This window comes from Streptomyces sp. RLA131, from assembly GCF_056270125.1.
In genome coordinates, this window is record NZ_JBWDOQ010000002.1 from 4,621,864 (window position 1) to 4,636,376 (window position 14,513).

Sequence of the window (14,513 nt, forward strand, 5' to 3'; positions counted from 1 at the left end):
GGTGTCCCCGGGAGACGGACGACAGGAGGGCCCGCGACGTGAGCCGCTACGCCGCCATGGCCGCCAAGGCGCAGGCCGCCAAGGCCCAGGCACGCCTCACCCGCCGGATCGGGTCGGGCCGCAAGCCCCGGCGGGTGGCGATGCTGAGCGTGCACACGTCACCGCTGCATCAGCCGGGCACGGGCGACGCGGGCGGGATGAACGTCTACATCGTCGAGCTGGCCAAGCGGCTGGCCGACATCGGCATCGAGGTCGAGATCTTCACCCGGGCCACGACCGGCGCCCTGCCCCCCACCGTCGAGCTCGCCCCCGGCGTGCTGGTCCGGCACGTGGACGCCGGACCGTACGAGGGGCTGGCCAAGGAGGACCTGCCGGCGCAGCTCTGCGCCTTCACGCACGGCGTGCTGCAGGCCGAGGCCAGCCACCGCCAGGGCCACTACGACCTGGTGCACTCCCACTACTGGCTCTCCGGCCACGTCGGCTGGCTGGCCGCCGAACGCTGGGGCGTGCCCCTGGTGCACGCGATGCACACGATGGCCAAGGTCAAGAACGCCGCCCTCGCCGACGGCGACACGCCGGAGCCGCCCGTCCGTGTGATAGGCGAGACGCAGATCGTCCGGGCCGCCGACCGCCTCATCGCCAACACCGCTGAGGAGGCGGACGAGCTGGTCCGGCACTACGACGCCGACCGCGCCAAGGCCGCCGTCGTCCACCCCGGGGTCAACCTCGACCGTTTCGCCCCCGCCGACGGCCGGGCCGCCGCCCGCGCCCGGCTGGGCCTCCCCGCCGACGCCGTGATCCCGCTCTTCGCGGGCCGGATACAGCCCCTGAAGGCCCCGGACGTCCTGATCCGCGCGGTGGCGGTCCTCCTCACCCGCAATCCGTCGCTGCGCGAGCGTCTGGTCGTACCGGTGGTCGGCGGCCCGAGCGGCACCGGTCTGGCCAAGCCGGAGCGGCTGCAGAAACTCGCGGCCCGGCTCGGCGTCTCGGACGTCGTACGGTTCCAGCCGCCGGTCGGCCAGGAGCTGCTCGCGGACTGGTACCGGGCGGCGACGGTGCTGGTCATGCCGTCGTACAGCGAGTCCTTCGGACTGGTCGCGATCGAGGCCCAGGCCTGCGGCACGCCGGTGGTCGCGGCCGCGGTCGGGGGTCTGCCGGTCGCCGTACGCGACGAACGGACCGGCTTCCTGATCCCGGGCCACGATCCGGCCGACTACGCGACCGCCCTGCTGCGCTTCGTCGACGACCCGCTGCTCGGGGACCGCCTCGGCGCGGCCGCGGCCCGCCACGCGCGGGACTTCGGCTGGTCCACGGCGGCCGCCGCCACCGCGGACGTCTACGCAGGGGCGATCGCCGAACGCCGCCGTCGCCTACGATCGCTGCATGGGTGACGGCATGGGTGACGCGGCCAAGGCCGTGGAACAGACGCTGAAGGACGCGGACCTCAAGTGGGAGACGGCCGACGACGGCGCGTACGTCGTGACCCTCCCCGGCACCCGCAAGCTGTCCACCACCTGCTCCCTCAAGGTCGGCAGGCACACCCTCTCCCTCAACGCCTTCGTCGTGCGCCGCCCCGACGAGAACCACGAGGCCTTCTACCGCTGGCTCCTTGAGCGCAACACCCGCCTGTACGGGGTCGGTTACGCCATCGACCGGCTCGGCGACGTCTACCTGGTGGGCCGTCTGCCGCTGGCCGCCGTCACCCCCGACGAGGTGGACCGCCTGCTCGGCGCCGTCGTCGAGAACGCCGACGGCAGCTTCAACACCCTCCTTGAGCTGGGCTTCGCCTCCGCGATCCGCAAGGAGTACGAGTGGCGCACCTCACGCGGTGAGTCAACCCGCAACCTTGACGCCTTCGCTCACCTCACCCGCGCCGACCGGCCCGGTTCCTGACCGCTCCCGCAGCAGCAGCAGGTACACGGGCGCGACGGCCACGCCCACCAGCGCGCTCAGCGCCCACAGCGCGTCCGTACCCGCGTGGTCGATGACGAAGCCGCCGACCAGCGGCCCCGAGAAGTTGGCGACCGACCAGGACAGGCCCATGACGCCGCTGTAGCGGCCACGGGCGTGCAGCGGCGAGAGCTTGGCGACCACGGCCGAGGTGGTCGGCATGTAGACGATCTCGCCGAGCGTCCAGACGCAGACGGCCAGGGCGTAGAACGGGATCGACCCGGCGAACGCGGTGAGCCCGAACCCGACGCCGAACAGCACGGCGCCCAGCGCCAGCAGCCGGGCCGGGCCGCGGCCCTTGGCGAGCTGGGTGAGCGGGATCTGCAACAGGACGATCAGGATGCCGTTGGCGCTGATCACGACGCCGTAGTCGGTGCTGCTCATACCGTCCTGGCCCATGGCGATGGGCAGGCCGAGGTCGCTCTGAGCGAAGATCCCCGCCATGAGGAGGTTCAGCACGACCAGGATCATGAAGCGCCGGTCCCGCAACGCCTCCCGCATCCCGCCACCGCTCTTCTCGGCCGCGTCGGCAGCGTCGGCGGCGTCCGCCGCGTCAGCGGTCCGGACCGTCCGCACGGGCCGGGTCTCGGGCAGCTTGACGAAGACCACCAGGGCGCAGAGCAGTGTGGTCGCCGAGTCGAGCAGGAACAGCAGCAGAAAGCCGTGGGCGGCGATCAGACCGGCCGACAGCGCGGCGACCGAGAAGCCGATGTTGATCGCCCAGTAGTTGAGCGAGAAGGCCCGCTGCCGGTCCTCGCCCGGCACCAGGTCGGAGAGCATCGCCTGGATCGCCGGCCGTGCCGCCTGCACGGCGAAGCCCAGCGTGAACACCAGCCCCGCGATGGCCACCCGCCCGTCGGCGAACCCCAGCGCGGCCGTGGACGCGGCGGCCGTCAGCTGCGCGCCGAGCATGGTGGGGCGCCGCCCCCAGCGGTCCGCCAGCAGCCCGCCCACCGGCGAGGCGATCATGCCGCCGAGGCCGAACAGCGACGCGACCAGACCCGCGTACGAGGCGGAGTAGCCGCGCTGGACGGTCAGATACAGGGCCAGGAAGGTGATGACAAAGCTGCCCACCCGATTGACCAGCGTCGAGGTCCAGAGCCACCAGAAGCCGGCCGGCAGCCCCGACACCGCCTCCCGGATGGCCCGCCGTGGATCCGCCCAGCCCACCATGCCGCCCCGCCCTCTGCCCGTAATGACCACGTAATGACCGCAAACCGCCTGCGCAGCTTACCGAGGGGGCCTGAAGGGTGCCAAAGGGTTTTCTCCTAGACTTCCTGCCATGGCAGAAGCTCCGTACAAGCTGATCCTCCTCCGCCACGGCGAGAGCGAGTGGAACGCGAAAAACCTCTTCACCGGCTGGGTTGACGTCAACCTCAACGAGAAGGGCGAGAAGGAGGCGGTCCGGGGCGGCGAGCTGCTGAAGGACGCCGGACTCCTCCCCGACGTCGTCCACACCTCCCTCCAGAAGCGCGCGATCCGCACCGCGCAGCTCGCCCTGGAATCCGCCGACCGCCACTGGATCCCGGTCCACCGCAGCTGGCGGCTGAACGAGCGCCACTACGGCGCCCTCCAGGGCAAGGACAAGGCCCAGACGCTCGCCGAGTTCGGCGAGGAGCAGTTCATGCTCTGGCGCCGCTCCTACGACACCCCGCCGCCCCCGCTGGAGGACGGCACCGAGTTCTCCCAGAGCGACGACCCGCGCTACTCCTCCATCCCCCCGGAGCTGCGCCCGCGCACCGAGTGCCTCAAGGACGTCGTCGTCCGGATGCTCCCGTACTGGTACGACGGCATCGTGCCCGACCTGCTCGCCGGCCGCACCGTCCTGGTCGCCGCCCACGGCAACAGCCTCCGCGGCCTGGTCAAGCACCTGGACGGCGTCTCCGACGAGGCCATCTCCGGCCTCAACATCCCCACCGGCATCCCGCTCGCCTACGAGCTCGACGCCGACTTCCGCCCCCTCAACCCCGGCGGCACCTACCTCGACCCGGAGGCCGCCGCGGCCGCCATCGAGGCGGTCAAGAACCAGGGCAAGAAGAAGTAACGCGACGTCAGTAAGCCCCCGACCTGCTGCTTCTTGGCAGGGCGGGGGCTTTTTGGTGGGGCTGGGCCGTCTCTGGGCCGTCAGGTGCCTAGTAGGGCTTGGTCAGGTTCGTATCGGTGTGGGTATGTCGCGGTGGCAGGTGGGGCAGGCGCCGGTCCAGACCGCGAGGAGTGTCTGTAGCTCGCGGATGACTTGGTAGAGGCTCAGGCCGACGCCGCGTCTTTTGGGGCCCGGGCCAGTCGTTGCAGGGTGCAGAAGGCATGCGCGACAGAGACAAGGGTGACGTGGTGGTGCCAGCCGCCCCAGGTTCGGCCCTCGAAGTGGGCCAGACCCAGGGCCTGCTTCATCTCCCGGTAGTCGTGCTCGATGCGCCAGCGGAGCTTGGCGAGCCGGACCAGTGAGGACACGGGCATGCCGGAGGGCAGATCGGACAGCCAGAACTGCACCGGCTCGGGCTCGCCGGCGGGCCATTCGGCCAGCAGCCAGCACTCCGGCAGCTCCGGGCCGTCGGTGGCCTGCCGGACCTCGCGTCCGGCAGGGCGGATGCGCAGGGCCACGAAGCGGGAGTACACCGGCGAGGCCTTGAACTTCCGTCCTGCGCATATGACTTCAAGCACCATGCGACCGACTGAGTTACAACTTTCTCTACTGGTTCAAGGCTCCTCGCTCCGCTCGTCGCGCGCTCCCCGGCTCACCGCCGGGGCCCTGCGCTCCTGTCTCCGCCCCCGCTCTGGGCCCCGGCTACGCCGGTCGCGCAACTAGAGCGAGAAAGCCTGGACGAAGGGAAACGGAAGGCACAAGACATGCCTCCGGCGGGGGCGCTCAGACTCCGGGATGGACGGGGCGCCGTTCGCGGGTGCCGGCGCATCCGTGGTGAGCGTTGTGCGCTCCCATCCCGACCACCTTCGACCCAGGCAGAGCGGAGCAGCCGCTCCGCCGATCTCTCGCGCGTGGAGCCTTGCAAGTCCGTGGGGGGCGAGAGCCACAACAGCAGAGTGCTGGGCGGTCTCTACGGCCCCGACGCCGATGCCAACCAGAACGAACGGGACCAGGAGGGCAGCGACCACGGCACCGATGACGGCGAACATGCCGCGGCAGCGAACGCGAGGACGCCGTCGGCCAGAACGAGCATCGGTCCGCGGCGCCGAGCCGGTCGGCCGGGCGGCCAGCGGGGATCGAGGTGATCGTGGGGCGTGCCACCGGCAGAACAACGCCGTTAGCGGAGTGCCTGTTCGGTCCAGATGGTTTTGCCGTCGGCTGTGTAGCGGGCGCCCCAGACTTGGGCGAGTTGGGCGATGATGAACAAACCGCGACCGCCTTCGTCGATGGTGCGCGCGTGCCGCAGGTGTGGGGCAGCGGGGCTGGTGTCGCGGACCTCACAGGTGAGGGTGCGGTCGTTGATCAGGCGCATTTCCAGGGGCGGACTTCCGTAGCGGACGGCGTTGGTGACCAATTCACTCACGATGAGTCCGGTGTTGTAGGCCGCGTCCTCGTCGATGTTCCATGCCCTCAGTTGGGCGCGGGCGAGGCGGCGGGCGGTGGCGGGGGCCGTGGGATCGTCATCGAGTGGCCAGATGGCGAAGCGGTCGGCCGGGAAGGGCCGGGTGCGTGCGAGGAGCAGTACGGAGTCACTCCCGGCTTGATACGTGTACCGGAGCTCGTCGCAGAGGTCATGGATGGGACGGTCGAGCTGAGCCAGCGCGCACTGGAGCGGGCCGGAGCCGTCGGAGGCGCCCGTGACCGGGACCGGGGGGCTGGAAAAGGCCAGGACGCTGCCTTCCGGAATCTTGACTGCGGAGGTGGCGAACGGGATGTCCTCGCCACCGCCCAGCGGTGGCCCCGTCGGTATGTCGGGAAGCGCTACGGTGCCGTCGGGGTAGGCGATGACAGGGCCCGGGTGACCGGCCGTGGCGACCGTACACGTCTCCGTCAGCGGGTCGTAGACGGCGTAGACGCAGCCGACGGTGAGCGCCTCGCGGTACAGCGGGTCGCTGGGAGGCAGGCAGGCACGTTCTTCCGCGAGGAGCGTGGCGGTGTCGTTCAGCCGGGCAAGTAGTTCGTCGGGTTCCAAGCCGGACGCAGCGAGCGAGCGGATGACAGGGCGCAGCTGTGCCATGGTCGCGGTGGCGTTGATGCCCTCCCCGCTGACCTTTCCGACGACCAGGGCGGTGCGGGCGCTGGACAGGGAGATGGTGTCGTACCAGCCTCCTCCCCGGTCGTCTGTCGCGCGCATGAAGGCGGTTTCCAGAGCGGTGTGCGAGACAGGCCGGCGCGGAAGCAGCCCGCGTTGCAGTGCCGCGGCCACGGAGTGCTCTCGCGTGTAGCGGCGGGCGTTCTCGATGCACAGGGCCGTGTGGCCGGCCGCCGCGAGCATGACCAATACGTCCGCCTCGTCGTACGGATCCGACTTCCCGGTGCGGTAGAGGCTCACCAGGCCGAGCACGGTGCCCTGCAGCGTCAGTGGCCCCGCAAGAAGAGAATGGGCGCCGGACGCGTGGATCGCGTCCGCGCGGGCCGGGTCGGTCTCCAGCCACGGCAAACCCGGATGCAGGGTGACCACCCGAGGGCGCAGATCCGACAGTGCCTGCGAGTATGGGGTCGGCGCCGGCAGGCTGCGCACGTCCCCCAGCGGATACGCCTGCGGTGGATCGCCGTCGGCGCTGCTACGGAAGGCGACACGGCGCAGCGGCACGTTAGCCGGCAGCGGAGCGAGCGGGGGGTCATCGCCCCGCGCCATCGAGTCCACCACCTCCACGACCGCGATGTCCGCGAACCCCGGCACCAGGGTGTCAGCGAGGTCCCGGCAGGTCACCATCACGTCGAGGGTCCGGCCCACCCGCTCGCGCACCGCACCGATTACGCCCACACGGGCACCTGCCTTTTCACGATCCGTGACTTCGAAGCCCATCAGGGCAACACCGAGCACCTGCCCGCGCGGATCGTGCAGACGGACTGCAGAGACCTCGTAGGCACGCTCGCGCCCTGGATCGGCCGGGAGGCGTCCCCACACGACGTGCCCCTGCACGGGGACACCGCTGTCCAGCACCCTGCGGACGATCCGGGCGAGTTCCTCGGGATCCGCGGGCCCCCGGACGGAATCGGGGAAGGGGCGCCCGACGAGGTCCTCCCCTGCCACGCCATGCTTGGTGGCCGCGTCGACCTGCACCACCCGCAGATCGGTGTCCAGCAGGCGCAACCCCAGGGGCGACTGGGTGAACAGGGCGTCGAGCATTGCCACCTGTGCCTCACTCAAACGCCTGGTCGGGTCACCCTGAGTCACGAAAATCGCCTCCACTCAGTCAGCAGGCTCCCCCTCCAGGATGGGAGTGACGGCGACAATGCACCACTCACGACCACAGCCCCCAGACGACCACAGCCCCCAGGCAAGGCCGCACTGACGGCAACGATGGAGGACAGCAGGACTCCCAGCCCACTGCAGTCGGGGGCACGCCCCTCCGGCAGGGCTACATGGCTGTGCCCGCATCTTCTAGTGGGTTGAGAGGGTCGGACGCTGCGGATCAAAGCCGATGATTCGTGCCCCGAACTGGTCTGCGGTGAGGTCGTCCGCACGGTAAAGGGCGGGACCCGGGGGTGCGGAATGGGGCGCCTGCCTCACCGCCCACGCTCGTGCCCGCTGCGTGCCCGACACAGAGGGAAGCTGTGGGGAACCACGGGGACAAACGGAGTCCTTTCAGCTCAACCGCAGGTCAGCATGTTCGCAGGTCAGGCCCCATCTGCGTACGGGGTCTTCCAAACTGGTGCAGTCTTCCAGCGCCCGGCATGCAGGTCTGGGCTCTCAGCATGAATCGGCACGTCAGTCCGGGTGACTTCGAGACGCCTTCCACAAGGCGAACAGTTGGCGCGCGTTGCGGGTGGTGAGGTCCCGCCAGGTGTCAGTGGCGGACGGCTGCGCCGCGGAACCGACGGCCTCGACCTGAGCGAGCACTGCCTCGTCCGGTGTCCAGCAGTAGTCACTGCCGTACAGGAGGCGTTCGACGCCGAACGCTGCGGCGAGGGCCGGGATCTGGCGGGGGAAGGGCGTCCCGGCCATGTCGTACCAGAGGCGGCCGAGTTGTTCCACGGCGCTCGGTTCGTCCACGGGCCCGCCGCCCAGCGCGCGGAACAGTTCCATGCGGTCGGCGAGCAGCGGGAGCGCCCCGCCGCCGTGGGTCAGGATCCAGCGGATCCGCGGATTCCGGGTCAGGACGCCGCGGAAGAGCAGGTCGCTCGCGGTGCGGGCGACGTCGAAGAGAAACTCCAGCATCGGCCGCGGTCGGCCCAGGGAGACGTCGTCGGCGTGGGGCGGTGACGTGGGATGGACGAAGACGACGGCGCCGCGGCGGTCGAGGTCCTCCCACAGCGGCTCGAACTCGGGGTTGCCGAGGTAGAGGCCGTGGTGATTGGTCTTTACCGCCACTCCGTTGGCACCGAGTACGTCGAGTGCATGGGCGGCCTCGGTGAGCGAGCCCTCGACGTCGGGCAGAGGCAGGGAAGCGAAGTGACCGAACCGCCGCGGATGCGCAGTGCGCACCCCGGCGGCGAAGACGTTGACCTCACGGGCGAGGGCGCGGGCCGCGCTGTCGTCCCCGAAGTGCACGCCCGGGGAGGACACCGACAGGTAGGACTTCTCGATCCCCGAGCGCTCCATCATGCCGAGATGCTGTTCGACACTCCATGTGGGCCAGCCAGGCATCCCGTCCGGGTGTTCGATGCCGGCGGATCGGGCCGCGGCGACGTAGCTGTCGGTGACGAAGTGGGCGTGGACGTCGATGAGTCCGGCCAAGGTCATGCGGATCTCCCGGGTTCGCGGTTCGGTATGTGTGTCACCGTAGGAAAGCGGTCGTAGGCTGGCATGAGTGATTCCGATGAATGAAACACCGAGTCACGGCGACACCCGACGCAGACGCGGAGGCAGGCCCGCTGCGGGGCAACCGGTCATCGACCGGGCATTCGCCCTGCTCAGCGCGTTCGACAGCGACCATCGTGCGCTCCCCCTCGCCGAACTCGCACAGCGGAGCGGCATTCCCCGCACCAGTGCACTGCGGCTCGCCCGCTCGCTCGTCCATGTGGGTGCACTGGAACGGCTCGACGACGGCCGCTACGTCGTGGGGCTGCGTTTGCTGGAGACCGCTTCCCTGGCACCGCGTGGACACGGGCTGCGGTCCGTGGCCATGCCATTCATGGAAGATCTCTTCCATGTCACCCGTCAGCACGTGCTGCTTGCTGTGCGCGACCAGGGGGAGGCGCTGCTCGTCGAGCGGCTTTCGGCACTCGATGCCAGTCCCGTGCGCTTCCGCGTGGGGGGCCGCCTGCCGCTGACGTCCACCGGCGTCGGAGGCACAGCGATGACGACATCCGTACGCCGGCCGACCTGCGCCGTGTGCTCGCGGAGGTACGGCGCGGTGACTACGCCTTCGGTCGCCAGAGTCATCCGTGGCGGCTGAGTACCGTGGCCGCGCCGGTGCGGGACGGCGACAAGGTGGTGGCGGCGTTGTCGGTCGTGGCGCCCAGCACGCGTTTCGCGGATGCGGGCTACGGCCCGGCCGTGCGGGCGACGGCCCGTGCGATTTCCCGCCGGCTCCTGCATGACGGCCCTCGGGCGATCCCGCTCGAAGGTGCGGACACACAGCTGTAAAGGCCGCAGGCGGACGCAGCAGCGTGGCATGCCGCACCTTTACGGCAGGCATTGCCGTTTCGGCCGCCGGCGTGCCGGGGTCGACCGCTGACCGATGATCACCTGCTAGCGATCACGGCCTCGATCGGCCCGAGTGCCCCACCCACGGCCCACGCCAGCCCCGCGACCTGCAACTTTAAGTTGGAAAGTGCTGTGTGCCACGAACAAGAGGAGGGGCTCAATGTAGGAGAGCCGCTGCGATTGATGCTGTGCAGGAGATGAAGGATTTGGCCCTTCGGAGCCGCCCTGCGGGGGGAGGCTCCAAACCGCCACATGCTGCGGAAGCGGTGACGCGACCGTGGTGAGCGATGTGGAAAAGGCACTCTTTGAAGTGTCAGGTGGGGATCAGGAAGACGAGCGCGAGCGAATCACTGATGACGTGTCGTTATCCAACTCAAGTGGCATCAAAACCGGGGCGATGGCTTTTGCTCCGGGAAGAGTCTGGCGGGTTCCCGTTTATTGGCCAGGCGGTGTCCGGCATGGAGGTGACGTGAGCCTGATCTGCTGCTCTTGTACGGAACGTGGGAAGACATGCCTCGACACTGCAGCCCGGTGCGGGCGCGAGAGGGAGCACTCCAAGCGGTGACCACCGTGAGGATCCGAGTACCGTCGCGGGGCATGTCGGCGGACCGGCCCGTAGTAGTGCTGAAGCCCCTGTAATGGGGGTGGAGCGAAGGGGCCGGGTCACTCGTGACTGTGGGAGTTTGACCAACCGGAGGTTCTCCGGGAGGAGTCGAGGGACCAGTTGAAGTCGTCGGAGAAGTCGTTTGATATTTCGAAGTGGGAAGTCTGGGAGGCGTTCCAGGAGGTAAAGAGGAATCAGGGCGCGCCGGGAGTGGATGGGCAGTCCATTGCTGACTTTGAATCAGATCTTCGGGGCAACCTGTACAAGATCTGGAATCGGATGTCGTCAGGGGCTTACTTTCCCCCTCCGGTGCGAGCGGTGGAGATCCCGAAGCAGCATGATCGCGGCACAAGAATGCTAGGTATTCCCACTGTCGCCGATCGCGTTGCTCAGACCGTGGTGGCCAGGCACCTCGGAGTCCGGGTGGAGCCTGCGTTCCACGAGGATTCCTATGGATACCGGCCACGTCGGTCGGCCCTGGATGCGGTGGAACGCTGCCGGGAACGGTGCTGGAGGAAAGACTGGGTGATCGATCTCGACATTCAGAAATTCTTCGACAGCGTCCGGTGGGACCTCATCGTCAAGGCCGTGGAGGCTCACACCGATGCCGTCTGGGTGATTTTGTATGTCAAGCGATGGCTCCAGGCGCCGCTTCAACTGCCCGACGGCACCTTGCAGAAGCGGAACCGGGGGACCCCGCAGGGGTCTGCCGTTTCGCCCGTGCTGGCGAACCTGTTCATGCACTACGCATTCGACCTGTGGCTGGCCCGGGCCTTCCGGGATGTCCAGTTCGAACGGTATGCCGACGACGCGGTCGTGCACTGCGTCAGCGAGCGCCAGGCCCAACAGGTCCTGACGGCGCTCGGGAACAGGATGGAAGAGGTCGGGCTGCGGCTGCACCCCGACAAAACCAAGATCGTGTACTGCAAGGACGGAAACCGGCGCGGTGCCTACGAGCACACGTCGTTCACCTTCCTCGGGTTCACGTTCCAGGCCCGCAGGGCGCGGAACAGGAGAGGGAAGAACTTCACCAACTTCCTGCCCGCGATCAGCAAGGAGGCCCTGAAGAAGATCAGTGGGGAGGTCCGCTCCTGGCGGATCCACCTGCGGATCGGCCTCACCTTCGCCGAACTGGCCCGCAAGATCAACCCGATCGTCCGCGGGTGGATGCAGTACTACGGAGCGTTCTACCGCTCGGAACTGCTACCCCTCCTACGGCGCATCAGCGCCTACCTGATGCGCTGGATCCGCAAGAAGTACAAGCGATTTCGGTCGTTCAAAGCAGCCCACAAGTGCTGGCAACGCATCACCAGCCGGCACCCCAGGCTCTTCGCCCACTGGGCTTGGACACCGTGTTTCTGGTGATCAGAGTGATAAGAGCGGAGTGACGGGAGACTGTCACGCTCCGTTCTGTGGGAGCCCGGGGGTGAGATCCCCCCGGGCGACCCGACCAATGCTCACTGCCTTCGAGCAACGCGCACCGGACTACTTCATCCCACAGCGGCGCTCCTTCTGACGTCAGCGCCCCCTGAGCCAGGGTGTCATGCACGTGCGCATAGGACTTCTCCAACGCAGGCAAGAGCCAGGGAATTACTTGATCGGCATTCCGTGCTGGCTCACCGGGACGACCAACCACCCAATTGGTCGAAGTTACGCCCAAATGCAGGCCGATATGACCGATACGCAGCACAGGTTGCCAGTCGCCGACAGATTCCACACGGCCATCCAAGCTGACGCCGCTGGTTGACAGCAACGGCACGCGACGATGACCGGGGCGGTCAGGGCGGTCCGACTGCTCTGCACAGCAGCGAAGTACGGGAACCGCAGCAACCGCCCCGCCCAGTAACCCAATCAGATCGAGCTACGGATCAGAAGTTCCGCGTGCCACAAACGCGCCGGATCGGGCGGGGACTCACGGGGAACTGCGGCTGCTGACAGTGACGGAAGCCGGCAGGCGCCAGAGTCGGCATCCCGCAGGTCAGACCTCAACTCGCCTCACCACGCTCCTAAAGCGGTGCTCCCGAAAACGCCGGCGTCTCCTGAAGCTGTGGTCGCTAGGCTCGGACCCGTGAGCGAAGACGCCCAACTCATGGCGAATCACCGTGTCCACGTCGTACCGTGGTTTTGGCCCTGGCCAACCCACCTTGGCAGCGAGACGTGTGGCTTGACCCGTCGGTATTCAACGTGGACCACGTCTTCCACACACTCTTCGATGCCCTGGGATGGCTCACGGGCGGCAGCTCGCGCCACACCTCACCCGGGTATGGGGTCCGCCATCAGATCACAACGAGGCGCGTGGCGTCGGGCTCGCATGCCAGATCCCACCAGCGGCACTTGCCCTCGACGGCGCCGTCGCGGGCCTCCACGGATCAGCGGGCGGTCTCGTCGTCCTCGCGTAGAGCAGCACGTCACGCCGGGGCGAGCCGCCCCCACACTCGCCCGCCTCGCACCGCCCCTCTGGATCAGCGTCACGTCGTCAACTCAGCGGGTGAACCGCTGGTTGCGTGCGCCCGCCAGGGCGCGGTCGGGTCAGCGGATCAGAAGGTGCGGTGCGGTGGATGGCCTGGCGTCCTGGGCCGTCTCTGGGCCGTACGAGGTTGCTCAACAGTGGCCAACGACGACCAATGACACCTACGCAGGCGCAGCGAGGCACCGCTCGGACCAGCGAATACGCAGGTCGCCAACTTCTTGGGCAAGACCCAGGGCAAGAAGAAGTAGGTTCCGTGATCATGCCCCCGACCCGCGCTTGTGGCGCGGTCGGGGGCATCGTCATGACCTGGGCCACTGCGGGCCCTCAGTGCGGGCGGATCCCGCGGCCGAAGCGCCCGACTCCCGGACCGGCTGTGCTGTCAGTGGCCGTGTGGCCCCGGACGGGCTATTCCGGCGCGCTGGACTCCCCGGTCCCGATGAGGCTGGGGGCAGGATGCCCGCGCGAGATCGGAGAGATCCATGAACGGTCGCGCCGAGGCCGCAGCCACGGCCATGCCCGGACCGGCGGGACGTGCCCGGCTCCGCGCGCCGCGAGGCGGCGGTCGTCGGCCGTGAACACCGGAGCCATGCGCGTCGGAGTCATCGGGGACTGCCCTCTCTACCGGCACGGCCTCTCCCAGCTGGTCGGTACCGCTCCCGACCTCCACCTGGTCGTCACCACGCCGTCGATCGAGGGCGCGGACGACGGCCTGCGTGGCGCGCAAGTGATCCTGATGGACCTGCAGCAGTCACCGACGAAGCTCGTCGCGGCAGTGGTGTGCCTGCGGGAGCGCGGACATGCCGTCATCGTCGTGTCGTCGTCTCCGCAGATCGACGCCGTTCAGGTGATCCAGGCGGGCGCCAGTGGCTATCTGAGCCGGCAGGCCGAGGGGCACGAACTGCTGACGGCGATCCGGGTCGTGGGCGCGGGCCGCAGTTATGTGTCCGCGCCCGCCAGCCATCTGCTCAGACGGTCCCCGCACTTCACGGACCGCGAGCAGGAGATCCTGGGGCTTCTCGCCAACGGCGCGACGGACCAGGAAATCGCCTCCCAGCTGCGCATCAGCAAGCACACCGTCCATTCGCACCTCGACCGGATCGGCGAGAAGACCGGTTCCCGGCGCAGGCCCGACCTCACCCGGCTCGCGATCGAGAACGGCCTCACCGACCCGGCGTAGAGCCGCGCCGGGGTAGTCCTACCCCGCTACTCGTGGGTAATTGTTCCCCTTGATTCACACAGGCCGAAGTCGGACCTTGGTAGAGGAAGCCTCGTCACCCCACCACGGTGATGTCACACGGGGGAATTCGTCTGCATCTGTTTCGCAGCCGTTGGCAGCAAGGAGAAGTCATGCGCAATCGCGTTGCAACTCTCGCCGTCGCAGCGGTGCTCCCACTGACAGCCGTCGCCTCGCTCGCGGCAGCGAGCCAGGCGGGAGCCGACCCCAACAGCAAGAGGGTCGTCGTCACAGGATCCGTCGATGACTGCCCGGACGGCTCCGGCGCCGTCTCGGTGAGCATAACGACCAACCGGGAAACGCGTACCGACAGGGGTACGGACGTGGAGGACGCCGGCAAGTACTCGATCACGCTCAAGAACGTGCCCGTCAAGAGCCAGAAGGCCACGGCCACCGTGATCTGCGAAACCGATTCCTACAAGGTGCCGTTCACGCTCAGGCGGCCGGCCGGAGCCGGGACGACTCTGACGGTGAACCTTGAGCCGTGACCGCCATCGCACGCGGTTCGGACCGGCG

The 14,513-nt window shown here is 68.5% G+C and carries 9 protein-coding genes and 2 pseudogenes; 7 read left to right on the plus strand and 4 right to left on the minus strand.

What is annotated here, in order from left to right:
• The first annotated feature begins 56 nt into the window (after positions 1-56).
• Together mshA and RWE79_RS21925 are read left to right on the plus strand one after the other, a co-directional pair.
• Positions 57-1,391 (plus strand): D-inositol-3-phosphate glycosyltransferase, encoded by a 1,335-nt coding sequence (gene mshA, locus RWE79_RS21920; RefSeq protein WP_475945992.1) that lies wholly within the window; start codon positions 57-59, stop codon positions 1,389-1,391.
• The gene (locus RWE79_RS21925; RefSeq protein WP_475941768.1) at positions 1,384-1,893 is read left to right on the plus strand and encodes a type III secretion system chaperone family protein; all 510 of its coding nucleotides are present in this window, start codon (positions 1,384-1,386) and stop codon (positions 1,891-1,893) included. Before mshA ends, RWE79_RS21925 begins: the two co-directional genes overlap by 8 nt.
• Here the strand turns inward: RWE79_RS21925 and RWE79_RS21930 are convergent.
• Positions 1,834-3,123: an MDR family MFS transporter gene (locus tag RWE79_RS21930; RefSeq protein WP_475941769.1), complete on the minus strand. Its 1,290-nt coding sequence runs from the start codon at positions 3,121-3,123 to the stop codon at positions 1,834-1,836. The two genes, RWE79_RS21925 and RWE79_RS21930, sit on opposite strands and share 60 nt — an antisense overlap.
• 109 nt (positions 3,124-3,232) lie before the next feature.
• Here RWE79_RS21930 and RWE79_RS21935 point away from each other — a divergent pair, with 109 nt between their 5' ends.
• A complete protein-coding gene (locus RWE79_RS21935) occupies positions 3,233-3,994 on the plus strand; it encodes a phosphoglyceromutase (RefSeq protein WP_475941770.1) in 762 nt (253 codons plus the stop codon).
• A gap of 203 nt (positions 3,995-4,197) precedes the next feature.
• Here the strand turns inward: RWE79_RS21935 and RWE79_RS21940 are convergent.
• From RWE79_RS21940 to RWE79_RS21950, 3 genes and pseudogenes are all read right to left on the minus strand, one after another.
• Positions 4,198-4,566: pseudogene (locus RWE79_RS21940) on the minus strand (transposase); the annotation flags it as partial.
• Between the two features lie 644 nt (positions 4,567-5,210).
• Positions 5,211-7,226 (minus strand): SpoIIE family protein phosphatase, encoded by a 2,016-nt coding sequence (locus tag RWE79_RS21945; protein ID WP_475945994.1) that lies wholly within the window; start codon positions 7,224-7,226, stop codon positions 5,211-5,213.
• 582 nt (positions 7,227-7,808) lie between these two features.
• Positions 7,809-8,783, minus strand: a complete 975-nt coding sequence (locus RWE79_RS21950) for an amidohydrolase family protein (RefSeq protein ID WP_475941771.1) — start codon at positions 8,781-8,783, stop codon at positions 7,809-7,811.
• Positions 8,784-8,859: 76 nt separating this feature from the next.
• On the opposite strand from RWE79_RS21950, the pseudogene RWE79_RS21955 reads away from it, so the two are divergent.
• From RWE79_RS21955 to RWE79_RS21970, 4 genes and pseudogenes are all read left to right on the plus strand, one after another.
• Positions 8,860-9,629, plus strand: a pseudogene (locus tag RWE79_RS21955) (IclR family transcriptional regulator).
• A gap of 784 nt (positions 9,630-10,413) precedes the next feature.
• On the plus strand, positions 10,414-11,658 hold the full coding sequence (gene ltrA / locus RWE79_RS21960) for a group II intron reverse transcriptase/maturase (RefSeq protein WP_475941772.1): 1,245 nt from the start codon (positions 10,414-10,416) through the stop codon (positions 11,656-11,658).
• Positions 11,659-13,349: 1,691 nt separating this feature from the next.
• The gene (locus tag RWE79_RS21965; protein ID WP_475941773.1) at positions 13,350-13,940 is read left to right on the plus strand and encodes a LuxR C-terminal-related transcriptional regulator; all 591 of its coding nucleotides are present in this window, start codon (positions 13,350-13,352) and stop codon (positions 13,938-13,940) included.
• A 170-nt stretch (positions 13,941-14,110) separates the two neighbouring features.
• Complete coding sequence (locus tag RWE79_RS21970) at positions 14,111-14,485, plus strand: hypothetical protein (protein WP_475941774.1); 375 nt, start codon at positions 14,111-14,113, stop codon at positions 14,483-14,485.
• Positions 14,486-14,513: the final 28 nt, after the last annotated feature.